General features: G+C 65.5%; 21 protein-coding genes and 1 pseudogene. 8 read left to right on the forward strand and 14 right to left on the reverse strand.

The genetic code is table 11. The annotated features are described in order from the left end of the window. Window positions 1-267: 267 nt before the first annotated feature. From fdxA to AXW67_RS15670, 4 genes and pseudogenes are all read right to left on the reverse strand, one after another. A complete protein-coding gene (gene fdxA, locus AXW67_RS15655; RefSeq protein WP_063678598.1) occupies window positions 268-606 on the reverse strand; it encodes a ferredoxin FdxA in 339 nt (112 codons plus the stop codon). 131 nt (window positions 607-737) lie between these two features. After that, window positions 738-1,007 (reverse strand): annotated as a pseudogene (locus tag AXW67_RS15660) (RNA-binding S4 domain-containing protein); the annotation flags it as partial. A gap of 13 nt (window positions 1,008-1,020) precedes the next feature. Then, complete coding sequence (locus AXW67_RS15665) at window positions 1,021-4,428, reverse strand: helicase-related protein (RefSeq protein WP_063678599.1); 3,408 nt, start codon at window positions 4,426-4,428, stop codon at window positions 1,021-1,023. Window positions 4,429-5,316: 888 nt separating this feature from the next. Beyond that, a complete protein-coding gene (locus tag AXW67_RS15670; protein ID WP_063678669.1) occupies window positions 5,317-6,126 on the reverse strand; it encodes a DUF3108 domain-containing protein in 810 nt (269 codons plus the stop codon). Between the two features lie 577 nt (window positions 6,127-6,703). Between AXW67_RS15670 and rpmB the strand changes: the two genes are divergently transcribed. From rpmB to ftsZ, 4 genes are all read left to right on the forward strand, one after another. Beyond that, window positions 6,704-7,009: a 50S ribosomal protein L28 gene (gene rpmB, locus AXW67_RS15675; RefSeq protein ID WP_027553445.1), complete on the forward strand. Its 306-nt coding sequence runs from the start codon at window positions 6,704-6,706 to the stop codon at window positions 7,007-7,009. A 631-nt stretch (window positions 7,010-7,640) separates the two neighbouring features. Next, window positions 7,641-7,787, forward strand: a complete 147-nt coding sequence (locus tag AXW67_RS41870; protein ID WP_201723673.1) for a hypothetical protein — start codon at window positions 7,641-7,643, stop codon at window positions 7,785-7,787. 91 nt (window positions 7,788-7,878) lie between these two features. Continuing rightward, window positions 7,879-8,421 (forward strand): hypothetical protein, encoded by a 543-nt coding sequence (locus AXW67_RS15685; protein WP_063678601.1) that lies wholly within the window; start codon window positions 7,879-7,881, stop codon window positions 8,419-8,421. A 51-nt stretch (window positions 8,422-8,472) separates the two neighbouring features. Continuing rightward, window positions 8,473-9,726, forward strand: coding sequence for a cell division protein FtsZ (gene ftsZ, locus AXW67_RS15690; RefSeq protein WP_027553440.1), 1,254 nt, complete (start codon window positions 8,473-8,475; stop codon window positions 9,724-9,726). Window positions 9,727-10,125: 399 nt separating this feature from the next. On the opposite strand, the gene AXW67_RS15695 is transcribed toward ftsZ, so the two are convergent. After that, entirely contained in the window at window positions 10,126-10,773 is a 648-nt protein-coding gene (locus AXW67_RS15695; RefSeq protein WP_245315564.1) for a hypothetical protein, read from the reverse strand. A gap of 159 nt (window positions 10,774-10,932) precedes the next feature. Here AXW67_RS15695 and AXW67_RS15700 point away from each other — a divergent pair, with 159 nt between their 5' ends. Continuing rightward, a complete protein-coding gene (locus AXW67_RS15700; protein ID WP_063678603.1) occupies window positions 10,933-12,249 on the forward strand; it encodes a T6SS phospholipase effector Tle1-like catalytic domain-containing protein in 1,317 nt (438 codons plus the stop codon). A gap of 266 nt (window positions 12,250-12,515) precedes the next feature. After that, window positions 12,516-12,767: a PilZ domain-containing protein gene (locus AXW67_RS15705; protein WP_027553437.1), complete on the forward strand. Its 252-nt coding sequence runs from the start codon at window positions 12,516-12,518 to the stop codon at window positions 12,765-12,767. Window positions 12,768-12,809: 42 nt separating this feature from the next. On the opposite strand, the gene AXW67_RS15710 is transcribed toward AXW67_RS15705, so the two are convergent. The 7 genes from AXW67_RS15710 to cobS all read right to left on the reverse strand — a co-directional run bounded on the left by AXW67_RS15710 (window position 12,810) and on the right by cobS (window position 19,907). Beyond that, on the reverse strand, window positions 12,810-13,217 hold the full coding sequence (locus AXW67_RS15710; RefSeq protein ID WP_063678604.1) for a hypothetical protein: 408 nt from the start codon (window positions 13,215-13,217) through the stop codon (window positions 12,810-12,812). 185 nt (window positions 13,218-13,402) lie between these two features. Beyond that, window positions 13,403-14,515 carry an NADH:flavin oxidoreductase/NADH oxidase gene (locus AXW67_RS15715; RefSeq protein WP_063678605.1) on the reverse strand — a complete coding sequence of 371 codons (1,113 nt, stop codon included), beginning with the start codon at window positions 14,513-14,515 and terminating at the stop codon, window positions 13,403-13,405. Window positions 14,516-14,733: 218 nt separating this feature from the next. Then, window positions 14,734-15,432: a hypothetical protein gene (locus tag AXW67_RS15720; protein WP_063678606.1), complete on the reverse strand. Its 699-nt coding sequence runs from the start codon at window positions 15,430-15,432 to the stop codon at window positions 14,734-14,736. 79 nt (window positions 15,433-15,511) lie between these two features. Further along, window positions 15,512-16,597, reverse strand: a complete 1,086-nt coding sequence (locus AXW67_RS15725) for an esterase-like activity of phytase family protein (protein WP_063678607.1) — start codon at window positions 16,595-16,597, stop codon at window positions 15,512-15,514. Beyond that, complete coding sequence (gene cobT / locus AXW67_RS15730; RefSeq protein ID WP_027553432.1) at window positions 16,594-18,498, reverse strand: cobaltochelatase subunit CobT; 1,905 nt, start codon at window positions 18,496-18,498, stop codon at window positions 16,594-16,596. The genes AXW67_RS15725 and cobT overlap by 4 nt, the downstream gene beginning before the upstream one ends. Further along, window positions 18,495-18,905 carry a GNAT family N-acetyltransferase gene (locus AXW67_RS15735; protein ID WP_063678608.1) on the reverse strand — a complete coding sequence of 137 codons (411 nt, stop codon included), beginning with the start codon at window positions 18,903-18,905 and terminating at the stop codon, window positions 18,495-18,497. The genes cobT and AXW67_RS15735 overlap by 4 nt, the downstream gene beginning before the upstream one ends. A 3-nt stretch (window positions 18,906-18,908) precedes the next feature. Next, window positions 18,909-19,907 (reverse strand): cobaltochelatase subunit CobS, encoded by a 999-nt coding sequence (gene cobS, locus AXW67_RS15740; protein ID WP_027553430.1) that lies wholly within the window; start codon window positions 19,905-19,907, stop codon window positions 18,909-18,911. 296 nt (window positions 19,908-20,203) lie between these two features. Here cobS and AXW67_RS15745 point away from each other — a divergent pair, with 296 nt between their 5' ends. Further along, window positions 20,204-20,863 (forward strand): DedA family protein, encoded by a 660-nt coding sequence (locus AXW67_RS15745; protein ID WP_063678609.1) that lies wholly within the window; start codon window positions 20,204-20,206, stop codon window positions 20,861-20,863. 169 nt (window positions 20,864-21,032) lie between these two features. On the opposite strand, the gene AXW67_RS15750 is transcribed toward AXW67_RS15745, so the two are convergent. After that, window positions 21,033-22,262: a citrate/2-methylcitrate synthase gene (locus tag AXW67_RS15750; protein ID WP_063678610.1), complete on the reverse strand. Its 1,230-nt coding sequence runs from the start codon at window positions 22,260-22,262 to the stop codon at window positions 21,033-21,035. A gap of 75 nt (window positions 22,263-22,337) precedes the next feature. Here AXW67_RS15750 and AXW67_RS15755 point away from each other — a divergent pair, with 75 nt between their 5' ends. Beyond that, the gene (locus AXW67_RS15755) at window positions 22,338-23,441 is read left to right on the forward strand and encodes a citrate synthase/methylcitrate synthase (RefSeq protein ID WP_063678611.1); all 1,104 of its coding nucleotides are present in this window, start codon (window positions 22,338-22,340) and stop codon (window positions 23,439-23,441) included. Between the two features lie 206 nt (window positions 23,442-23,647). Here the strand turns inward: AXW67_RS15755 and AXW67_RS15760 are convergent, their stop codons facing one another. Further along, window positions 23,648-24,277 (reverse strand): J domain-containing protein, encoded by a 630-nt coding sequence (locus tag AXW67_RS15760; RefSeq protein WP_063678612.1) that lies wholly within the window; start codon window positions 24,275-24,277, stop codon window positions 23,648-23,650. Window positions 24,278-24,320 lie beyond the last annotated feature (43 nt).

Genomic DNA, 24,320 nt, shown 5'->3' on the forward strand with positions numbered 1-24,320 from the left:
CCGCGGCGACTTTTTTGGCCTCCTTATGGGAAGCCCTCGCTGAAGTACTCTTTTTACGCGTTTTCTGTGACACAGCCTGCGCGCGGAAACTGCCACGCCCCTGTTCGACATTTGGTTTCACGGGAACCCAGAAGGGCCAAACGGGCTGACGGGGTTCGGCTTAATGTGCCCAATATAGCACATTTCCCGCAAAAATCAATGATTTAGGGGCTTTTCGGGCTGGTTTTCGGCGCTGACGAAGGTATTAGGGTTAAGTTTGGGCGCGAATTAGTCACCAGAGCCGGGATTCGGAGAAAAATATTTCTCGAACTTGCCCTCCTTGCCGTCGAATTCCTTGGCGTCGGCGGGTGATTCTTTCTTCTGGGTGATGTTCGGCCAGCTCTTGGCGTATTCGGCGTTGACCTCGAGCCACTTCTCGAGGCCCGGTTCCGTGTCCGGCTTGATGGCGTCGGCGGGGCATTCCGGCTCGCACACGCCGCAGTCGATGCATTCGTCAGGATGGATGACCAGCATGTTGTCACCCTCGTAGAAGCAGTCGACCGGGCAGACCTCGACGCAGTCGGTGTACTTGCACTTGATGCAGTTCTCAGTGACGACGTAAGTCATCCAACGCTCCGAAAAGCTCTTTTAAAAGTCGAGGCTTGCGTAGCGCGGATGGCCCGGCGCTGCAAGATCGACAGCGGCGATCATGACGGCTTTCCGCGTTTGATCAGCCAAGAAATGAATACGCAGCGCAATTAATTGCGCTTTACGTCACCGACTTCCTCGTAGAGCACGCGTGCGGAGGCCGCATCGCCACGACGCTCGTTGAAAGCGGTGACCTTCAAGACGCGCACGGCGCGATCGAGCGCGATGGTGAGGACGTCGCCGATCTTGATCGCGTGCCCCGGCGAGGTCTCGCGCACGCCGTTGACGCGCACATGGCCGGACTCGACGAGCTCGGCCGCCGAGGTCCGCGCCTTCACCACCCGCGCATGCCACAGCCATTTATCGAGTCGCTGGCGCTCGGTCGTCGTGGGATTACTCCTTGCGCCCCGCGAGCTGCTCTTTCAGCGCGGCGAGCTTTGCGAAGGGCGAATTCGGATCGATCGGACGATCGCGCTCGCGCGGGTTCGCACTCGAGGCGTAGGGACGGAGCGACGGACCGGACTCGCGGTCGCGGCGATCGCGGCCCTTGTCGCGGTCGCGGCCACGATGCTCGCGGCCACCCTCGCGCTCGCCGAACTTGCCCTTGCTACGATCGCGATCCTTGCCCTCGAAGCGGCGGTTCTTGTCGTCACCACGCGGCTCGCGGCGATCACCGCCCTGGCCGCCCTCTTCGCGGCCCTTGCGGAAATCTTTCCGATGCCCGCCATGACGATGGCGCTCGCCACGCTTCTCGCCGTCGGCGGCCTGTGCGGCCTCGCCTTCCGCGGGCGCAGCGCCTGCCTGGGCGCCCGCCTGCGGGCGCTGATGACGCTGGTGACGGTGGCGCTCGTGGCGCGGCTTGCGGTCTTCGTGACGACCGCCGGGACGCCAGACCTCGACGAGCTCGGGCTCAGCGGGTGCGCCTTCTGCCGCAGCCTCCGCACCAGGAGCGGCGGCATCGGGCGACGCGGCAGCTTCCGTCGCAGCGGTTTCAGCAGCGGCAGCCTCGAGACCGGCGGGCTCGGCCGGGGCAGTGCCTTCCTCCGCTGGCGGCGCGATGCCGGGCGCATCTTCCGGCGTAACGGGCGCGTCAGGCGATGCCTCGAGCGCGGGCACGGCCTCGTGCACGGGCTCGTCGTGCAGCTCCATGCCGGGCGCATCTTCGACCGTGACGGCCTCGGCAGCCACTTCGGTCACAGCCTCGGCAGGCGCAGTCGCCTCCTCCAGCAGGCCGCCGGCAACGACTTCCGAAGTGGTCTCTCCAACAGTCTCCGCGCTGCCCTCGCCAGACGGCGTCTCCGCAGCGGGCGTCTCGGTGACCTGCGGCTTCGGCGGCAGCGGCGGGCGCTTCTCCATGCGATAGCCGAGCGCGCGCAGCACCGAGGCGAAGTCTTCGCCGGCGGAGCCGGTGAGCGAGGTCATCGCCTGCGTCACCACGAAGCCACGGCCATCGAAAGCACCGGCCGGCTTTTCGCCGGGCGAAGCCTCACGCCAGGCCAGCGCCGGACGGATCAGGTCAGCGAGCCGCTCCAGAATGTCGACGCGCACGGCGCGCTCGCCGGCCTGCTTGTAGCCGAGCACGCGATAGGCATCGCGCGGGAGCTGCTTGTCGACCGGGAACGAGGTGCGGCCCGAGCTCGCCAGATGCTGCGCGCCCGACAGCGCCGACAGGTCGACATTGTCCTGCTTCAGCGCCCAGAGCAGCGCGGCGAGCGCACGCGCGGCGGGCTTCAAGAGGCCGGGGAAATAGATGTGATAGGCGCCGAAGCGGACGCCGTACTTCCGCAACGTAGCGCGCGAGGGCTGGTCGAGATCCTTCAGCTCATTGGCGATCTTCGGACGCTCGAGCACGCCGAGCGCCTCGACGAGCTGATAGGCGATGCCGCGGGCAATGCCGGTGACGTCCTCGGCCTTGCTGAGCTCGAACATCGGCCCGAGCAGCTTTTCGATATGCGTCTTGAGCCAGAGATCGAGCCGGGCCTGCACCTTCTCGCGTGGGCTGCCGGTCAGGCGCTCGTCGGAGATGATGCGGATGCGCGGATGCAGCGCCTCCTCTGCGGCGACGAGGCGCGCCACCGCATCGCCGGTCCAGCGGATGATGCCCTCGGAGGTCAGCACGAACTGCTCGTCGGGTGCTCCGGAGAGCTTTTCCGCGCGCGTGTTGATCTCGCCGGCGAGCACGGCCTGCGCTGCAGCCTGCAAGGCTTTCGCATCGGAGCCGGCTTCCGCCGCATCCGGTGCAAAGGTGAAGCCATCGAGGCGGCCGATGACATGGCCTTCGACGATGACTTCGCCGGTCTTGCCGATTTCAGTATTCAAGCTCGTGTTCTCCCGCAGGCGGCGCATCAATACACTGGTCCGACGATCAACGAAACGCTCCGTCAGCCGTTCATGAAGCGCATCTGACAATTTATTTTCGACCTCCCGCGTGATCCCCTGCCAGTGTTCGGGGTCTTTGAGCCAGTCCGGGCGGTTGGCGGCGAAGGTCCAGGTGCGGATCTGCGCGATCCGGCCCGACAGCGTGTCGATGTCGCCGTCGATCCGGTCGGCCTGGTCGACCTGGGCTGCGAACCAGTTATCGGGGATGCAGCCCTTGTCCATCAGGAAGCCGTAGAGCGTGGTCACAAGCTCGGCATGGGCCGCCGGCGACAGTTTCCGGTAGTCCGGTATCTGGCAGGCCTCCCACAGCCGTTCCACCGCCGCCTTGCCGTGCGCCTTGTCGCGCACCTCGACGTCGCGGGCGGCGTGATCGAGCACGCGCATGTCCTCGGCGATCGGCGCGCGCGTCAGTGCCTCATGGCCGGGCGCCAGGTTCAGCGAGACCTGGAGCGCGCCGAGCGAGGAGAAATCCAGCTTGGAGTTCCGCCATTGCAGCATCTTCACGGCGTCGAAGGTGTGGTTCTGGAGCGCGTTGACGAGCTCGGGCTCGAACGGCGCGCAGCGTCCTGTCGTTCCGAAAGTACCGTTGCGCGTGGCGCGGCCGGCGCGGCCCGCGATCTGCGCGAACTCGGCCGGCGTGAGGCGGCGGAACTGGTAGCCGTCGAACTTGCGGTCGGAGGCGAAGGCGACGTGGTCGACGTCGAGATTGAGGCCCATGCCGATCGCATCGGTGGCGACGAGATAATCGACGTCGCCGTTCTGGAACATCGCGACCTGCGCATTGCGCGTGCGCGGCGACAGCGAGCCGAGCACAACGGCCGCGCCGCCATGCTGGCGACGGATCAGCTCGGCGATGGCGTAGACTTCATCGGCGGAGAACGCGACGATCGCGGTGCGCCGCGGCTGGCGCGTGATCTTGCGGTCACCAGCGAATTCGAGGCTGGACAGGCGCGGTCGCGTGATCATGGACACGCCTGGCAGCAGCCGTTCGATGATGGGGCGCATCGTCGCAGCGCCCAGCAGCAGCGTCTCGTCGCGGCCGCGGCGGTTGAGGATGCGGTCGGTGAAGACGTGGCCGCGTTCGAGATCGGCGGCGATCTGCACCTCGTCGACGGCGAGGAACGAGACGTCGAGGTCGCGCGGCATCGCCTCGACGGTCGAGACCCAGTAGCGCGGGTTCTTCGGCTTGATCTTCTCCTCGCCCGTGATCAGCGCGACGGCCTCAACACCAACCCGATCGACGATCTTGTTGTAGACCTCGCGCGCGAGCAGGCGCAGCGGCAGCCCGATCATGCCACTGGAATGCGCGAGCATCCGCTCGATGGCGAGATGGGTCTTGCCGGTGTTGGTCGGCCCGAGCACCGCAGTGACGCCAGCGCCGGGAGCGCGCTCGGAAGCGAAGGGGGAAGGAGGAAAGGCCATGACTAGCGGATTAGGTAGTAGCGATTTGGGCGATTGTCAGTGCCGTTTTGGGGCGGCGGGGCGGCTCGAGCTGGATCCGTCCCCATCATCCCCGCGCAACGGCGAAGCCGTTGTCGCTGGAGGCGCGAAGCGCTTGGAAGTCACCTCGCCCCGCTTGCGGGGAGAGGTCGAATTCGAGCGCAGCTCGAATTCGGGTGAGGGGGAGTCTCCGCTAGTCCAGCCATCACCGAATCCGTGGAAGCAGCCCCTCACCCCAACCCTCTCCCCGTAAGGACGGGGACAGGGAGCAGGAGAGCTCCCTAAAAATCCCGGCCAACTGTCTCACTTTGCGACGCTTTTTCCGCTCTTCTTAAGCCTCGGAACGACTCTAGAACGAATCGCGGCCGAATCGCTGACTCCCCTTTGCTTCCTGTTACGTTCACGCAACATGTCGCGGGACGCCTCTTGGTTGCGCACTAGATGGAGTTTTGCTCCGCCGCACAAGCGATCATTTCGTAGCGAGTTCCTTAAAATTGGGGATGGCGCCGAGTCGAATCAGAATCGGGGCGGAGTCAAATGGATTCCCGCTGCCTGCCCCCACGCATTTTCGCGAAAACAACCCCATGCAAAGGAGAACGGGTGGACGGGGTGACGGCGCGTAAGGCGTTGAGGCGGCGTGCCAAACGCTCCGTCTCGTCATTCCGGGACGCGCCGTCAGGCGCGGGCCCGGAATCCATTGGGAGACAAGCTCTGCGGCTTGATGGATTCCGGGCTCGCGACTTCGTCGCGCCCCGGAATGACGGGACATCGTAGCCCGCATGGAGCGCAGCGGAATGCGGGGAGCAGCGGGTGAAAATCCCGGATTGCGCTTCGCTCCATCCGGGCTACGCAGCGACGGCAGCGCGGCGCCTACTGCGTCTTCGCGACCCTTGGCGGCTGCGGTGCCGTGATGAAGCTCGTCGCCTCCAGCATCGCCGGACCCAAGGGCGTCGGCACTTTCAGCCAGAACGGAACCAGGACCCGCGTGCCCGCGATCGGCGCAAACGCGATCTCGATGTTGCGCTGGGCGGCGAGGTATTTGATCACGGGACGATCGGGGATGTAGCCGGCGACGGGCACGAAATAGAGCGCGCAGACCACGACCGGGCCGCGATAGCCCTTCTCGGCCTTCACCATCTCCATGCGCTTGAAATCGAGCTTGAGGTCGTAGCGCATGCGGCCGTCGAACACCGGCGCGCCGTTGTGGCAGGCCTCCGGCGAGACCGGATCGCCATTGCCGGGCACGCGCAGCAGCGAGGCCGTCATCGGGTCCCAGATGCCGCGGCGATGCGCGTCGGTGACGACGATGCGGTCGGGATCGACCGGCGGCTCCGGCACGATGCCGAACTCCTTCACATTGCCCTTGTCGAGGACAATGTGGATCTCCTCTTTCTTCTTCGAGGTGATGGTGGAGGCTTGGTAGGCGGTCGCGACCAGCGCGCCATTGACCACTCGCCCCTGGCTGGCGCCGGTGCCGGACCCGCCCGTGAAGGATTTCAGAATGCCGGTGGTGCCGCCGCTTGCCGCCGCGGAAAACACGTCGTCCTGGATGTCGATGTTCCAGGCGCCCCGGCCGACGGGAATGCCCGCCAGCGTCGCCTCATACTGCGCCTCGAGCTTGCCCTGCGCTGCGGCGGGCGCGGCCCCCCACGCCAGGGTCAGCCCGCCCAAAGCGGCCAGCGCGAACCTGCCGGCGATGCGCAGCCGATGCGGGAAAAGAGGGGAAATGGGCACGAAGCGATCCAATCGGGATGCGAGTGGCTGTTACTTAAGCGGAAAATCGCGGCAAACAATGATCCGGGCACGAAAGGCCGGGAACTCAGCCTCCCTCTTCGCGGCCGAATACGCCCTTTATGTGGTGGTAAGGCATTTCAAACATTGCCGTTTTCGTGATCGGGCCGCCGCGGGCTCGAACACCTCTCCCGCTTGCGGGAGAGGTCGCGCCGAAGGCGCGGGTGAGGGCTCTCTCCACGCGGGGACACCAACCGTGATATCGACCGCCCTTCGCCACGGAGGCACCCCCACCCCGCCCTCCCCCGCAAGCGGGAGAGGGAGCGCACCTCCCGGTGGGCCAAGATCCCGGGTTCGCGCTCCGCGCGCCCCGGGACGACAGGGCCTTTCGGCCCCGTCGCCTTGACTACCCGCCCCTTCCCCCCTATACGTCCGCCCGCTCCCTGCAAGGACAGAGAATTTACGACCCCCGTGGCGCCCCGAATGGCCGCCGCAACGCTTGGGGGAAAGGATAAGGATTTTTGCCATGTCTCGCCGCTGCGAACTGACGGCCAAGGGCCCCCTCGTCGGCCACAAGGTCAGCCACTCCAACATCAAGACCAAGCGCCGCTTCCTGCCGAACCTCGTCAACGTGACGTTCATCAGCGAAGCCCTCGAGCGCAACGTGCGCCTGCGCGTTTCCACCAATGCGGTCAAGAGCGTCGACCACAATGGCGGCCTCGACGCCTTCCTGCTCAAGGCCAACGCCGACGCCCTGTCGCCGCGCGCCCTCGAGCTCAAGCGCCAGATCCAGAAGAAGGTCGGCGGCGAGCCGGCGAAGAAAGCGAGCTAGGCACTTCGAAAGTTTGGGCGAGGGCTAAGTTGCGTCGCGTGGCGTAAGTCTTAGCCAGTAGGTGTTTGCGTGACGGCCGGATCGAAAGATCCGGCCGTTTTTGTTTGTGGCTGCGCAACTCTGCACTCCACTTTCCTACTCACAAAGTAGCATCCACCCAACTCTAAACCTCTGCTTGCGCTGGCGGTTTTTTTGGCGATACTCGGTTCGGGGCGGCGCATGCATTCCGAAATACCTTAGTCAGCAATATTTCTCCCGCCATTTCGGCAATGCATTCTCAAAATCGATGTTCAGTGCATTTGCCGCACCGGTAGTTTGGCTCTAGCTAGCAGTCCTTTCCGGTCGTGATCCAATTTCCGATAATCCGACGAATTGAAATTCAAGGTTACGAACTCTTTCAGACGGAGAAGTCCAAGGGAATCGTGCATGCGTTCGAGAGAGGTGTGCACGCAGTCGTAGGCATCAACGGACTGGGAAAAACGACATTCCTGACAATCCTCTATCGTGCTTTGCTTGGCCCTTTCGATCAAAGTAAGAGCGATGAAGTCGGGCTGAGCCAACTCAAAATCGAACGATGGTCGGCACATTTTCCGCCCTACCCGCCGGGTGGCATCACCGGGAGGGTCGCACCGTGTGGCACGAGCGCAAGTCCGAGCCGAAACACCTCGTCATCTGCTCTGACGGCACCGGCAACGAGATCAGCCAGACCATCTCCAACGCCCCGAAGCTCCATCGCCGCCTGCGCACGACGAACTTAACGCGCCCGCGCGCGCGTTAACCGTCCATTAACCAACGCAGCCTAGCTTCAAGTCATTGCCCAGCCATCATCAGCCTGCAATGCCTCCCCGGTTCGTTCCTGGAGACAGCCGATGTCCGTTGAGTTGTTGAGTTATGCCGAGCTAGCTGCCCGCCTCAACGTCTCGCGCGAGGCCGCTCGTTCGCTTGCCAGACGGCGCCGGTGGCCGCGCGCGCGGTCGGATGATGGCAAGGCGCTGGTGGGCGTCGATTTCTCCGAACTGCGCTACATGCCCCGCCCGCGAATTGGCCGCCAGGCAGGCCACCTCAAAGCCCCCATTGCAGAGACCGAAACCTCAGAGATCGCGGCATCGAAGACCGCGGCATTGGAGATCGAGGCCTACAAGGCGGAGATCGCGCGGCTCGAAGCCATTGCAGCCGGCTACCGGGCGGTTTTCGAGCGCGAGAGCGAGCGCGCCGATCGCCTTGCTGTCGAGCTGCTGCAGGCGGCGGCCGAGACGGCGGCAGCCAATGAGCGGGCGGCACGATTGGAAGATGAAGTGGCGGCGCTGCGGAGCAGCGGCCGGGCTGGCGGCTCGGTCGCGGGACAGGCCGCGCTGCGATTGGGACGTCTGGCCGCTTCCATCGTGGAGGCAGACCGTGCGGCCCGCAGGTGACTTAAGTACTTTCTCAAATCCCCGGCTTGCCGGAGCGACCTCGAGGGACAGATGACAGGCAATACCGATATTCGCGAGATGAAGGCCCGCATTGTCGTGTTCGGGGTCGGCGGCGCCGGCGGCAATGCCGTCAACAACATGATCACGGCCGGGCTACAGGGGGTCGAGTTCGTCGTCGCCAATACCGACGCGCAGGCGCTGGCCATGTCGAAGGCCAAGCGCCTCATCCAGCTCGGCACCCAGGTCACCGCAGGCCTCGGCGCCGGCTCGCAGCCCGAACTGGGACGCGCCGCAGCCGAGGAGGCGATCGATACGATCCGCGAGCATCTGGCCGGCGCACACATGGTGTTCGTCACGGCCGGCATGGGCGGCGGCACCGGCACCGGGGCCGCACCGATTGTCGCCAGGACCGCGCGCGAGCTCGGCATTCTCACCATCGGCGTGGTCACCAAGCCGTTCTACTTCGAGGGCCAGCGCCGCATGCGCTTTGCCGAAGCCGGCATCGAGGAGCTGCTGAAGTCGGTCGACACCCTCCTGATCATCCCGAACCAGAACCTGTTCCGGGTGGCCAGCGAGAAGACCACGTTCGCCGATGCCTTCGCCCTTGCCGACCAGGTACTTTATTCGGGCGTCGCCTGCATCAGCGACCTCATCGTCAAGGAAGGCCTGATCAATCTCGATTTTGCCGACGTCCTCTCCGTCATGAAGGAGAAGGGCAAGGCGATGATGGGACGGGGCGAGGCTTCCGGCGAGAAGCGCGTGCTCGCCGCCGCGGTGGCCGCGATTTCCAATCCATTGATCGAGAACCCCTCGATCAAGCGCGCCAGCGGCCTCATCATCTCCATCACCGGCGGCCGGGATCTCATGCTGTTCGAGGTCGACGAAGCCGCCACCCGCATTCGCGACGAGGCCGATCCGGACGCCAACATCATCGTCGGCGCGTCCTTCGACGAGAGCCTTGAAGGCATCGTCCGCGTCTCGGTGGTGGCGACGGGCATCGACAATCTCGACCCGGCGCAAGAGGCGCATCCGGTGGAAACCGCGCTCACGCAGCTCGCCGGCAGGCTGCGCAACGACAGCCGCCGCATCGCCGATCGCATCGAGCGTGGCGCACCCCTGCCGCAAGTGGAGAGCCCGCCGCTCCGCCCGGCGGCGCCCGCGGGGCAACCGGCAAGGCCGAATCAGGACTATGCGCGCCAGGCGGCTCCCCGGCCGCTCGATCCTTACGGCCGCGCCTCTCCGCGCAATGTGGCCGACGAAGGCATTCTCGATATCCCCGCCTTCCTGCGCCGCACCGCGAACTGAGCGGCAGCGGAAGCCGGGGTTACTTGCCTGGCGACCAGCGCGCCCAACAACAGGTCGTCATCCCGGGGCGCGACGAAGTCGCGAGCCCGGGATCCATCGGACCGCAGTGACTGCTGAGCAATGGATTCCGGGCTCGCGCCAAGAGGCGCGCCCCGGAATGACGGGGCAAAACTTAGCTCTCCCAACGCCGGAAATTCACCGCTAGCGACTTGTCCGCGTGCGCGGCCCATCCTTCGAGACGCCCGCTGTAAGCGGGCTCCTCAGGATGAGGTCTTGTCTTGCGGCGAGATCCTGGACCCTCATGGTGAGGAGCGCCGCCTTACGGCGCGTCTCGAACCATGAGGCGAAGCACGTTCACAGCCTGCGAGCTTCCTGAGCTGCGCGCCGTGCGCGGACCATTCACGCCGCGGTGCTGCGCGGGTTCTCCGCTGTTTCCGGCTTTTCCGTCTCCTTGTCGCGAGACAGCCATGCCGGGAAACGAAGCAGGCGATCGGCGTTGTCTTTTGGCGGCTCGATCGGCGCTTCAGTGACCGTACTCGGGAGGTCCAGTGCGACCTGGCCGATCCGCACCGCATCCGCGCGCTGGTCCAGTCCGCGCAGCAGGGGATCGAGCACGCTGTCGATCTCGGTCGCCACCGACACCAGGAAACTGTTGAGATCGCGCGCCTCGGGCACGACTGTCGCGGCCGACTCGATCGCCTTGGAGAGACCATCGACGACGGGCGCAAACGCGCTGGCGGCTTGCTTGATTCGGGTCTTGATTGCTTCGATCTCGGCCAGGACGCGATCACGCTCCCGCCTTTTCTTCTCCTCCGAAAGGCGGGCTTCGATTTCGGCGATCTGGGCCGTCAGGGTCGTGGCTTCCGATGCAAGCGCATCGCGCCTTACGCGCACGCGATCGAGGTCGCGGCTGAGATTGTCCACTAGATCGTCCTTTCCGAACATTGCTTTGCTCCGTAGGACAGCCGTTTTGCTCTGTAAGACGGCCGTGGCGCGAACCGCGAGCCTCGCAGCCGAACGAATGGCCGGATCGGCCAAAACAGGCATCAACTTCGCTCGCGTCACATGGGCCGACATGGTGATCCCCCACTCGTCAACATTAGGCGACCGCATGGTTAACAAGTGGTTAATGTCAACAGATGATTAAGCAATCGGGCTAGGCTTCAGCTATACTCGCACCGGTAGCATTACCGGGAGGGGCGTACCGTGGAGCACGAGCGCAAAACCGATCCGAAAAATCTCGTCATCTGCTGCGACGGCACCGGCAACGAGATCAGCGAGAACATCTCCAACGTCCTGAAGCTCTATCGCTGCCTGCGCAAAACCGACAAGACGCATCCGCGGCAGCTGGTGTTCTACGATCCCGGCGTCGGCACGGTGACGAAGCCCAGCACGTGGCACCGCTGGAAGGCCAACATCAATCTGGTGCTGGGGCTCGCCACCGGCTACGGGCTCGATGACAACGTGCTGTCGGCCTATTGCTTCCTGATCGAGAACTACAGCCCGGGCGACAAGATCTATCTGTTCGGCTTCTCCCGCGGAGCCTATACGGTGCGGGTGCTGGCGGGGCTGATTCACAAGGTCGGGCTGATCTCGCCGGAGCAGGTCAACCTCCCAGGTTCCGGCCTCGTCTCCTACAAGCAATATTCCGGCTCGGGGCGCGGCAATGATGTCAGCGACCTCACGGATGCCGGCAGCGACGAGGACGGCCCGCTGCCGAAGGACAAGTTCGATCTCGCCGCCCAGTTCGCGCGCATCACCTCCTCGCGCTGGCCGACGATCCACTTCATCGGCGTGTGGGACACGGTGGCGAGCGTGATCGTGCCGCGCGCCGACCGGTTCTATCTGCCGAGCATCGAGGAGCTCGCCTTCACGCTGCTGAACCCGAGCGTGCAGATCTTCCGGCAGGCGATCGCGATCGACGAGCGGCGCTGCATGTTCCGCCTGAAGGAGTGGAAGGAGCCACAGGACTACTGGAGCAACCGCTTCGTGCCCGACGACAAGAAGGTGCCGCAGGACATCCTGCAGGTGTGGTTCGCCGGCGTGCATTGCGACGTCGGCGGCGGCTATCCGGAAGCCGAGAGCGGGGAGTCGAAATATCCGCTGCTGTGGATGATCGACGAGGCGGCACGCGCGGGACTGAACTTCAACCCGCGCACCGTGAACCAGCTCGCCTGGGGCATCCAGCGCAAGAACAGCCCGTTCACCTATGTGAGGCCGAGCTATTCGGGGAAGACGGGCGAATTGCACAATTCGATGACGGCGGCCTGGCGCGTGCTGGAGTATGTGCCGAAGAGCGCGAAGTACAAGGAATGGCCGGAGCGGAAGGTCGTCGCTGGCTTCTACATCCCCGATTGCGAACCGCGCGTCATCCCCGAAGGCGCGCATGTGCATGAGAGCGTGATGAAGCGGATGGAAGCGGAGGCGACATATCGGCCGGTGAACCTGCCGAAGGAGTTTGTCACGGTGCCGATGCCGACGCCGCCGCATGCGGAGATGGCGGGGGAGGTGGAGAAAGTGTGAAGGGGGCGGGATGCAGCCACCTCGTCATTGCGAGCGCAGGCGCTCGCGCGGGGGTCCCGGCCTTCGCCGGGACGACGGCGGAGCAAGAGGCACGAGCGGAGCGCCACTTCGGCAGCCAACTACTGCCCTCCCCCCAATTCGCCGCTACTTTTCCTTAAAATTCTCCTGCGGACCTTAGCCCTATCGCATCATCTCCCCGCCATCATCGGCCAAGACCACCGCGACCTTTTGTCCGAGCATGATGCTCGAGCGGACTTGGAGGAGACGTGCCACAGTATCCGCGCAAATTTACCCGTGTGAAGCCGAGCGGGCTGGTGTCCCGCCAGGCCAAGATCATCACCGACCCGCGCGCACCGGTCATCAACTGCACGCTGATCGACTATTCGCCGGGCGGCGCCTGCGTCGATCTCGGCGGGCAGGTCCAGATCCCCGACCGCTTCGAGCTGCTGCACGTCAACACCAAGAAGCGCTGCCGCATCGCCTGGAAGCGCGGCACGCGGGTGGGCGTGGTGTTTTAGTGGCAGCTCTCTAGCGCTCCGCCCGCACCTAACTCCCCACCCCTACTTCCGCATCCGCGCCTTTGCGCCCGCGACGATCTGCATGGCGACGCCGGCGATCCAGGCGACGAGGACGAGCCAGGACCAGGCGAGATGCGGGTCGAGCCGCAGCACGATCACGGCGACGGAGGCGAACGCGGCGAAGGTGGCAAAGAGCGTGCCGGCGGAGCTCAGGAACTCCGCGGCGTCGATCCGGCTGTGCTCTTCGTCGAAGGGAAGCTGCGGCGTGTCGATGCCGAGATAGAAGCCGATGACGCCGAGCAGCATCATCACCATCAGAAAGCCCTGCGTGGTGAGATGCGATATCGCCGAGCCGACATAGGCGCCGACGAACAGCCCGCACGCCGCCCCCGCCATCGCGAGGCCCACGCGCTCAAGGACGTGGGCAGTCTTCCGGACACGAAAACGCATGGCGGGCCCCGCTTGCGCCTGAGTGCGGCAAGGTTAGGCCAATTTTGGTGAGGGCGAAAGGTAAGGGGTGTCACGGAGGGGTGAGCAATGCAACCTGCGATCATCGGCCGGATGGAGTAGTCCGGATGAGTTAGCGGCGGAGGATTGCGTCATCGCGCGGCTATCGCCCCAGATGCGCGCTGCCGCTACCTCGCCCCGAACGTGGTCTTGCCGAACAGCGCCTTTTGCGTCGAGGGTTGCGAGCGCCAGTATTGCGGGGGCGCCTCGACTTCGCCGCCGAGCTCGGCGGCGGCGTGCCAGCCGAAGCGGGGGTCGTAGAGCATGGCGCGACCGAGCGCGACCATGTCGGCCTTGCCGGATGCCACGATCTCCTCGGCGTGCTTCGCCTCCGTGATCAGGCCGACGGCGATGGTGGGAATCCCGGTCTCGCGCTTGATGGCTTCGGCGAACTGCACCTGGTAGCCGGGGCCGAGCGGAATCTTCTGCAACGGCGAGACGCCGCCGGAGGACGCGTCGATCCAGTCGACGCCGCGCGCCTTCAGCGCCTTGGCAAATGCGATGGTCTGCGCGAGGTCCCAGCCGCCCTCGATCCAGTCGGTCGACGACACCCGCATGCCGACAGGCTTGTCGGACGGGAAGATCGCGCGCACCGCGTCGAACACCTCGAGCGGGAAGCGCATGCGGTTTTCGGGCGAACCGCCGTACTCGTCGGTGCGGCGGTTGGAAATCGGCGAAAGGAATTGATGCAGGAGATAGCCGTGCGCGCCGTGCAGCTCGATGGCGTCGATGCCGAGCCGCGCGGCACGCTTGGCGCTGTCGACGAAGGCCTCGCGGATGCGCTTCAGGCCCGCTGCATCCAGCGCCAGCGGCGCGGCCTCGCCCTCCTTGTGCGGCACCGCGCTCGGCGCCACCGGCTGCCAGCCGCCCTGCGATTGCGGAATGAGCTGGCCACCGTCCCAGGGCCGCGCGCTGGAGGCTTTGCGGCCGGCATGGGCGAGCTGCATCCCGACGGCCGTGGAGGAGTGCTTGCGCACGGAGGCGAGGATCTGCTTCAGCGCAGCTTCGCAGGCGTCGCTGTAGAGCCCGAGGCAGCCCGGCGTGATGCGGCCGATCGCCTCCACATGGGTCGCCTCGATGCAGAACATCGAAGCGCCCGACAGCGAAAGGTTGTTGATGTGGCTGAAGTGCCAGTCGGTGGCGACGCCGTCGTCGGCCGAATACTGGCACATCGGCGATACCACGAGACGGTTCTTCAACGTCAGGCCGCGCAGCTTGATCGGGGAAAACAGGGCGCTCATGCGGGAGGTTCCGGGAGGATGGAGGGCTTTGGAGGAAGTGTAGTGAGCGGATGCGCAATTACCACCAGCGCGGCGGGAATGGCCGCCCGTGGCGGGGCGCATTGCGGGCTCACATGGTCGCAAGGGCGAGGCCAAACTCCGCCGTCGCCTCAAATTCCGGTGTCGTCCTGGCGAAAGCCGGGACGACGATAAGATTTGAGGCTACGCCGAAACGCCCCTCACTCCCCGTCTCGAAATTTCCCCGGCTGCAGCTTGCCGATGCGATAGCGGCCCCCGCGCGAGAGAGTGACGTCCGCCTCCGCGGAAAACTCGATCGAGTAGCGGCCGTCGTCCATCTTCGGGGTCTTGCCGAGCGCACCCAGCTTGTCGGCCAGCGTAGCGTCGTCCTCGACGAATACGCGGGAGTCGGTCAGGCGAAAGCGCCGCGGCGTCTGCCAGGTGACTGTCGGCACGAAGGTGCGCATGTCGCCCTCGGTCTTGACCTGGACGGTGCGGCCGGTCGTCTCCCGGAACAGGTCCGGCACTTCGATGAGCCGGGCGCGGCGGCCCTCGATCGCGTAGAGGTTCAGCGTCATGATGTGGCGCTCGGTGCGGAAGGCGATGGCGACGTAGCGCGAATCCGGCGACCACGCGGCATAATAGGCCTGCGGCGCGTGGTCGAGGTTGTTCTCGTCGCTGATGTTGTCGAGCACCGCGAGCCGGCGATGGCGGGGCTCGGCCATCAGGTAGACGTGGAAATTGTCACCGCCGAATTCGCCTCCGCCATGCGAGGCAACCGACAGCTTTCCGTTCGGCGCCCGGCCGTCGGCGATGATGGCGTATTCGTGCTTGCCGTACTGGTGCTCGGCCGTGGCATGTGCCGGCGACAGCGCGGCGAACGTGAGGGCAAGGGTGGGGATGGTGCGGCGGATCAGCATGACGCTTTGTCGCGGGAGGGGGAGCGCGCGTTCAATCCTCACGTCGTCCCGGCGAGGGCCGGGACGACGCATGTTGCGTTCATTCCACCAGCGTGAACTGCAGCAGCAGCGTGCGCTGGAGCAGCGAGAAATTGTCGTCGGAGACGAGCGTCAGCACGGTGTCGCCCTCGCTCGTGACGTGGGCGTCGATGCCTTCCATGTTGTCGATCTCGTGGCCGAGATCGGCGTTGAAGAGCGCAGGGCCGTCGACCAGCGCGCCGGGCGCGATTGCCTTCAGGGGAATCGAGCGGATGCGGATGTTGACGCCGGTGAACCAGGAGAATTTGCGCTCGAGGATCAGAAGCTCGCCGGACGGCAGGATCACCGCATCGCTGATGTCGAATTTTTCCGTGCGGCGCACGCTGAACTGGCCGGGCGAAGGTCCGCCGACGAGGAACGCGATCAGATTGCCGTCGGCATCCAACCCGCGCTCGGATAGCGCGATCAGCGTGCCCGCGAGCGGCTGGCCCTTCGGGACAACGACCAGCGCCTCGAGCCCCTTGTTGTAGGGCAGCTTTCGCGCGGCCGGCGGCAGCGGCAGCACCTCGCCGCGGGCGCGGGTAAAGCCCTTGGCGAAATCGAAGCGCATAAGCTGGTTGACGCGCTCCAGTCCGACATAGACCAGCGAGCCGTCGAGCGCGATCGACTCGGTGTCGTACCAAAGCCGCTTGTCGGTGATGGGACGTCCGTCCGCGCCGAGCATCGGCGCAGCCTCGACATCGTCGAGCCCGGCCATGGCGCGGCCTTCATAGCGGATGCGGCCGGTGAACCAGGCGCCCTGGTCGGAGATCGCGACGAAGCGCTCGCCTTTCGCGTCGAGGAAACGGATGCCGGACAGTCCGCCAAAACCGCGATAGGGTGAGGTCAGCACCAGGCCGCTGCGATACTCCAGCGAGCCGAAGCGCACGCGCGAGCGGTCGCGCGGCTGGAATGCCGGGATCGGTCGCGCATTGACCTCGATCGCGGCAGGTTCGGTGACGGGGTGCTCGACCTGCCCCGGGATTTGCGCCGCCTTTGGCGGCGGCTCGGTGACAGGCTGTGCCCGCGCAAGCGCGGGGAGTGCGAGAGTGGAAAATCCCGCCGCCGCGTGGCCGAGGAAGCTGCGGCGGGATGAAAGCCTGCTCACGAATGCAGTTTGCGGCGCGGGCGGCTGGCCGGCTGGCTGGGGGCGGTATGCGTCTCGCTGAAGAGCTCGGCGAGCTTCTCGGTGATGGCGCCGCCGAGTTCCTCCGCGTCCACGATCGTCACCGCACGGCGGTAGTAGCGCGTCACGTCGTGGCCGATGCCGATCGCGATCAGCTCCACCGGGGAGCGCGTCTCGATCTCCTCGATGATGTGGCGCAGGTGCCGCTCGAGATAATTGCCGGGATTGACCGACAGCGTGGAATCGTCGACCGGCGCGCCGTCCGAGATCATCATCAGGATCTTGCGCTGCTCGGTCCGGCCGAGCAGGCGCTTGTGCGCCCAGTCCAGCGCCTCGCCGTCGATGTTCTCCTTCAGGAGACCCTCGCGCATCATCAGGCCGAGGTTTTTCCGCGCACGGCGCCAGGGCGCGTCCGCCGACTTGTAGATGATGTGGCGCAGATCGTTCAGGCGTCCGGGATTGGCCGGCTTGCCGGCGGCGAGCCAGGCCTCGCGGGACTGGCCGCCCTTCCAGGCGCGCGTCGTGAAGCCGAGGATCTCGACCTTGACGCCGCAACGCTCCAGCGTGCGGGCCAGAATGTCGGCGCAGGTCGCCGCCACCGTGATCGGGCGCCCGCGCATCGAGCCGGAATTGTCGAGCAGCAGCGTCACCACGGTGTCGCGGAAGGTCGCCTCCTTCTCGCGCATGAAGGACAGCGGGTGATAGGGGTCGGTCACCACGCGCGACAGACGCGCGGGGTCGAGGATGCCCTCTTCGAGGTCGAACTCCCAGGCGCGGTTCTGCTGCGCCATCAGCCGGCGCTGCAGCCGGTTGGCGAGACGGGCGACGATGCCCTGCAGATGCGCGAGCTGCTTGTCGAGATAGGCGCGCAGGCGCTCCAGCTCGTCATGGTCGCAGAGGTCTTCGGCCGAGATCACCTCGTCGAATTTCGGCGCGAAGGCGTGGTATTCCGGCCCGCGCGGCTCGTTGGCGCCGCGCGAATTCGGCCGCGTCGCCTCGCCCGGCGTCTCGTCATCGCCGAGCTCGCCATCGTCGAAGGTGTCTGATGTCGAGGCCTGCGCGCTTTCCATCGCGCTCTCGCTCATCTCCTCCGTCGTCGCCTGCGCCTGGTCGGCGCTCATCTCCTGGGCGGCGTCGGAATCGGGCGAGCCCTCGGCGCCGGACTGATCGTTGTCGCCGTCGCGGTTGTCGTCCTGGTCGTCGTTGTCGTCGGTGTCGGCGTTGCGCTCGTCGCCGAGATCGAGCGCCGTCAGCAGATCGTGCACGGCGTCGCCGAACTTGGTCTGGTTCTCGACCAGGCCATCGAGCCGGTCGAGCCGCCTGCCGATCTTGTCTTCCAGGATCGGCCGCCAGAGATCGACCATCTTCTTCGCCGCGGCCGGGGGCGCCATGCCGGTCAGCCGCTCGCGCACCAGCATTGCCAGCGCATCGGCCAGCGGCGCATCGGCGCGGTCGGTGATCTCGTCGAACTTGCCGCGATGGAAGTGGTCATCGAGCATCGCGGTGAGGTTCTTCGCAACGCCCGCCATACGGCGCGCGCCGATCGCCTCGACGCGGGCCTGCTCGACCGCCTCGAACACGCCGCGCGCCTGCGGATTGCCGGGCATCAGCTTGCGATGCAGCTTCGGATCGTGACAGGCGATTTTCAGCGCGATGGAATCGGCGTGGCCGCGCACCACCGCCGCATCGCGCTTGGTCATCTTGCGCGCGGGCTCGGGCAGCCGCGCCTTGCCGGGAGCCAAGCCCGGACGTTCGGCGGCGAAGCTGACATCGAGCTCGGGCGTCTTGGCGATCGCCTTCAGGCACGCCGCCACCGAGCGCTTGAACGGCTCGGTCGGGGCTTCCTTGCTGCCGGTACGGAATTTGGAGTTGGATGTGCTCATAGCGACTTCGTAAACCAATGGCGCGTCACGCCGCCAGGATAGCCGTCAATGGCGCCGAACTCCTTGTAACCGCAGGAGCGGTAGAAGCCCGGCGCCTGGAAACTCATCGTGTCCAGGTAGGACCGGGTTGCCCCGATCTTTCTCGCCTCGTCCTCGATCGCCGCGATCAGCTTCGTGCCGTGGTCCCTGCCGCGAAGCTTCTGCTCGATCCAGAACAGCTGGATGAACAGAACCGACGTCCAGACCTCACCAACGATACCGCCGACGATCTTGCCGCGCTCTTTCAGGGAAATCGCGAGGCGCTTGTAATTCTGCTTCCCCATCCGCTCATTGTTGTAGCCAATGAGCCCGGCGAGCACGGCTTTCTTGGTTGTCCCAACGCTGCGCTCGACGGTGATGGTTGCCATGGATCAGCTGAGCGCCACGTTCACCGCCGATTCCGGCAGCTCCGCGTTGAAGCAGCGCTGATAGAACTCGGCGACCAGCGGACGCTCGAGCTCGTCGCACTTGTTGAGGAAGGTGACGCGGAACGCGAAGCCGATATCGCCGAAGATGTCGGAGTTTTCCGCCCAGGTGATCACCGTGCGCGGGCTCATCACCGTCGACAGATCGCCGTTGGCGAACGCGTTGCGGGTGAGATCGGCAAGGCGGACCATCTTGTTGACGATGTCGCGGCCTTCCTGGGTGCGATAGTGCTTCGCCTTGGCGAGCACGATCTCCACTTCCTCGTCATGGCTGAGATAGTTCAGCGTGGTGACGATCGACCAGCGGTCCATCTGGCCCTGGTTGATCTGCTGGGTGCCGTGATAGAGACCCGAGGTATCGCCGAGGCCGACGGTGTTGGCGGTGGAGAAAAGCCGGAACGCCGGGTGCGGCTTGATCACCTTGTTCTGGTCCAGCAGCGTCAGGCGGCCGGAGACCTCCAGCACGCGCTGGATCACGAACATCACGTCCGGGCGGCCGGCGTCGTATTCGTCGAACACCAGCGCCACGTTGTTCTGCAGCGCCCAGGGCAAAATGCCGTCGCGGAATTCGGTGACCTGCTTGCCGTCCTTGACCACGATCGAATCCTTGCCGACGAGGTCGATACGGCTGATGTGGCTGTCGAGGTTGACGCGCACGCAGGGCCAGTTCAGCCGCGCGGCAACCTGCTCGATGTGGGTGGATTTGCCGGTGCCGTGATAGCCGGTCACCATCACGCGGCGATTCTTGGCGAAGCCGGCGAGAATGGCGAGCGTGGTGGCGCGGTCGAAGCGGTAGTCGGCGTCAACTTCCGGGACATGAGGATCGACTTCGGAATAGGCCGGCACTTCGAGATCGCTGTCGATCCCGAACACCTGGCGGACCGACACCTTCATGTCGGGCAGACCGGAAACTTCCTCAACTTTGGACAGGGCGGCGGTCGTCATCAATCCTCCGAGGCCCCGGGCGGTCCCGAGACCAGTTATTTGCACGTTGGCTGCGGCTGGGTGCGGTTGCGAACGTATCAGAGACAACGAGCCGGCAGAAGCCCGCGCGCAAATCAAAGTTCCATTGTCTTTTCATTTAGATAGGCAAGGAACGCGATTTTTGGAAGGCTGCCCTGCGAATCATGCTCGAATTTCGCCCGAATAAGTTGGTCCCCCTGCGCAAATGGCACTTTTCGCAGCTCTCCCCACTTATGTAGGGTCTGAACCCGAATGCCCGTGGCCAACACAGAGACGACGTGACGTCCATCCTTGATCCCTTCATTTCGTTCGTTTCGGCCCATGCGTGGCTGGCCTATCTGACCCTGTTCCTGGCAGCGCTTCTCGAAGCCGTTCCGGTGGTGGGCTCGGTGGTCCCCGGCTCGACCATCATCCTGGCGCTGAGCGCCCTGGTTCCGGGCGGGGAGCTCAGGCTGCCCTGGGTGCTGCTGGCGGCCGCCTTTGGTGCGGTCCTTGGAGACGGCTCGGCCTTCTGGATCGGCCACCGGCGGCAGCGCGAAATCCTCAACACCTGGCCCCTGACCAACTATCCGCGCGTGGTCGAGGAGAGCGAGACCTTCTTCCACCGCTTCGGCACCTGGGCGGTGTTCTTCGCGCGCTTTGTCCCTCCAATTCGGGCTTTCGTGCCGGTCACGGCCGGCGCACTCGGCATGGCGCCGGCGCGCTTCTATCTGGTCAATATCCCGGCGATCCTGGTCTGGGCACCGGCCCATGTGCTGCCCGGCGTGCTCGCGGTCTCCGCGCTGCACGAATATGCCGGGCTGCCGCATCATGAGCACGTCGGCAAACATATCTGGATGTTCACCGTCGTCGGCGTCGCGATCGTCATGGGGCTCGCGATCTGGACCATCCGCCGCCGGCACGGCAGCGGAGTGGCTGCGGCCAAGCCGCGGGGTTAGCTCTATTGTATCGCCAAGCACTCCTCCCCTCATCCTGATTAGCCCGCATCAGGCGGGCGTCTCGAAGGATGGCCGCGGGCGAGAGGCGGGCCTTCATGGTTCGCCCGGCGATGCAAGGCATCGTCCGGAGACGCGCGTTCCGCGCTCCTCACCATGAGGGTCTTGAGGATTAGCTCCTGGAATCCGCAGCCCCCGTCCTCCGCCCGGGCGCAGGCCCGACATAGCGCGCCCGCGGGCGGATCAGCTTTCCGAACTGCAACTGCTCGCTGGCGTGCGCGATCCAGCCGACGCTGCGCGCCATCGCGAACAGCGCAAGCTCGCTGCCGGCCGGCAGGCGCAAAGCGTGCACGAGCACCGCGAGGACATAGTCGATATTGACGAACTCGCCGGTCGCTTCCGCGATCCGCTCCGGCACCTCGCGGGTGAATTTGCGCGGCGCGCCGGCGCGGGCCAGGGCATTGAGCAGCGACTGGGCACGCGGATCGCCGCGCTTGTAGACGCCGTGGCCGAAGCCGGCAAATCGCTCACCGAGCGCGACGCGCTCGCGCACCATCGGCTCGACGTCGCGGTCCACCAGCGTCTTGACGAGCTGCGAGGCCAGCACGCCGGCGCCGCCGTGCTTGGGTCCCTTCAGCGCGGCAAGGCCGGCGATGACGCAGTCATAGAGATTGAGTCCGGTCGAGGCCGCACAGCGCGCGGTGAAGGTCGATGCATTCAGCTCGTGCTCGGCCAGCAGCACCAGCGTCCGGCGAATGAGGTCCCCCGCATGCTTGTTGTCCGGCGCCCAGGCTCTTGCGATCTGCTGGTGCAGCGGCTCGGCCGAAGGCTCGGCATTGAGCATGGTGGCAACCAAGAGCCGGACGATGCGCGCACCGACCATGGCGCGGCCGTCGGGCGCGCGGGTGAAGGCGCGCGGATCGGCGCTGGTCGCCAGCGCCAGCACCGCGATCGCGCGGTCGATCGGTGCGGCCCGGCGCGCGGCCTGCGCAATGATGCGCATCTCATCGGAGATCGCGGGACAATTCTCGGGCAAAAACGGATCGACGCCGGAGACATCCCAGAGCAGCGTTGCGGTGTGCTCCAGCGTGTCGTTCTCGGCGAGGTCGACACAGTTTACGCCGCGATAGATCGCGCCGTCCTCGGTGATGGTGGAGATCTCCGTGTCCATCACCGGCAGGTCGGCATCGAAGCTGCGGAGGCCCCGCGGCTCCGGCGAGGGGACACGGCGCTCCTTGAGGGCGCGGACGTCCTCGGCGCGATAGCGGTTCCTGCGCGAATCCGGGGTCGGCTCGGAGCGGATCAGGCCGCGGCTGACATAGGCGTAGAGCGTGGCCGGCGAAATCGCGAGCTCGGCCGCGGCTTCCCGGGCGGAGAGGTACAGCTCCAGAGAATTTTTCATATTGATTTATGTAATCAAGATTGATCAATCTGTCGAGAGGGTCGACTTTTCCTGGTGTGAAAGGAGATTTGGGCCATGAACATCCACCTCACCAAAAGCCAGATCGGACTGGACGGCGTTCCCGCCGCTGAAACCGTGTTGAGTCATGTCGACGGCGAGCGCGGCGAGCTCATCATCGCCGGCGAGCATGTCGGCCGACTGGCCGCCGAATCGAGCTTCGAGGGCGTCACCGCCCGGCTCTGGAACGGCGCGGGCAAGAGCACGCCGAGCGAGGCAAATGTGCGGGCGAGCCTAGGGCTGGCACGCGAGCGCGCCTTCGCACGATTGCCGGACCTTTTGCCGGCGACCCGCGGCATGGGCATCGTCGACGGGTTCCGTGCGGCAGTCGCAGGTCTGCGTGCGGAAAACGGGCTGGAGCACGAGGCGACCATCGTCGGCGCGTTTCCGGTGATTGCCGGCGCACTGGTGAGACGCGTCAAGGGGTTCGATCCGGTCGCGCCGGATGCAAACGCGGGCCATGCCGCCGACACGCTTCGCATGTTGCGCGGCACTGCGCCGGAGCCGCGCGAGGTCGCGGCGCTGGATGCCTATCTCGTCACCGTCTGCGATCACGGCATGAACGCATCGACCTTCGCCACGCGCGTGGTGGCCTCGACGCAGGCCGATCTGTTCGCCGCCGTCACCGCCGGATATTGCGCGTTGACCGGCCCCTTGCATGGCGGCGCGCCGGAGCCGGTGCTGGAGATGCTCGATGCGATCGGCTCGCGTGAGCGGATCAAGCCGTGGGTCGATGCGGCGCTGGCGCGCGGCGATCGGCTGATGGGGTTCGGCCATCGCGTCTATCGCGTTCGCGATCCGCGCGCCGACGTGCTCAAGGCCGCGATCGAGCGGCTTTCCGCCGACGGCGCCAACCTGCCCTTCGCCAGCGAGGTCGAGGCCTATATCCGGGACGCCTTGCGCAAGAAGAATCCGGACCGGCCGCTGGAAACGAATGTCGAGTTCTTCACCGCGATCCTGCTCGATGCGCTCGCCATCCCGCGCCAGGCCTTCACGCCGATCTTCGCGGTCGCGCGCGCCGCGGGGTGGACCGCGCACGCGCTCGAGCATCGCCGCACAGGACGGCTGATCCGGCCGAGCTCGTCGTATGTCGGGGCGATGCCGAAGGCTTCCGGCGAGTAGCTGAAGCACAACGGCGGAGCCACAAACTCCGCCGTCGTCCCGGCGAAGGCCGGGAAGCATACCGCGTGATCTTTCGGTGAGCGCAGCCGTGAGTACCGCGGGAAGGACCAGTAACTACTAGTCTTCGCCAAACTTCTCCCTGTAGTTATGGTCCCGGCCTTCGCCGGGACGACGCCAGAGAGCGCGGCGACGACTGCGTAGGAGGCTCAGGCCTCCTTCACCACCGTCTTCAGATAATTATACGCCTTGATGATCTCAATCAGACGGTCTTCGGTCGAGCGGTCGCCGCCGTTGGCGTCGGGGTGGTGCTGCTTCACCAGCGCCTTGTACTTGGTCTTGACGTCGGCGAGCGTGGCGTCGGGGCCGAGGCCCATCACCTGGAGCGCCTTGCGCTCGGCGTTCATCACCTTGCGCGTCTCGGCCTTGGGCTGGGCCTCCGGTCCGCGGCGCCAGTTGGCGCGGCCATTGATCTCGCTGAACATGCTGAACGGATCGAAGGCGCCGTCGATCTCGGCTTCCGATCCCTTCTTGCCGCCATTGGCGCCCATCTTCCAGGTCGGACGGTGGCCGGTCAGTGCGTCCTTCTGGTAACGCGCGACCGCGTCAGCATTCATGCCGGAGAAGAAATTGTAGGACTGGTTGTACTCGCGCACGTGGTCGAGGCAGAAGTGCCAATACTCACGCGCGTTCTCGCGTCCCTTGGGCGCACGGTGCGCCCCCTTGTTCTGGCAATCCGGCCATTCGCACTTGACCACCGTCTCGCGCGGCTTTGCTTCCTGCTTGCCTCGCGGCTTGACGCGGATGGAGTCGAAGAACTTTGATGAATCGATCGGCATGGCTGACTTTGACTACGCAATGCGAAAACCTTCAAGTCTTGAC

Origin of the sequence: Bradyrhizobium neotropicale, from assembly GCF_001641695.1 — a bacterium.
GTDB lineage: Bacteria > Pseudomonadota > Alphaproteobacteria > Rhizobiales > Xanthobacteraceae > Bradyrhizobium > Bradyrhizobium neotropicale.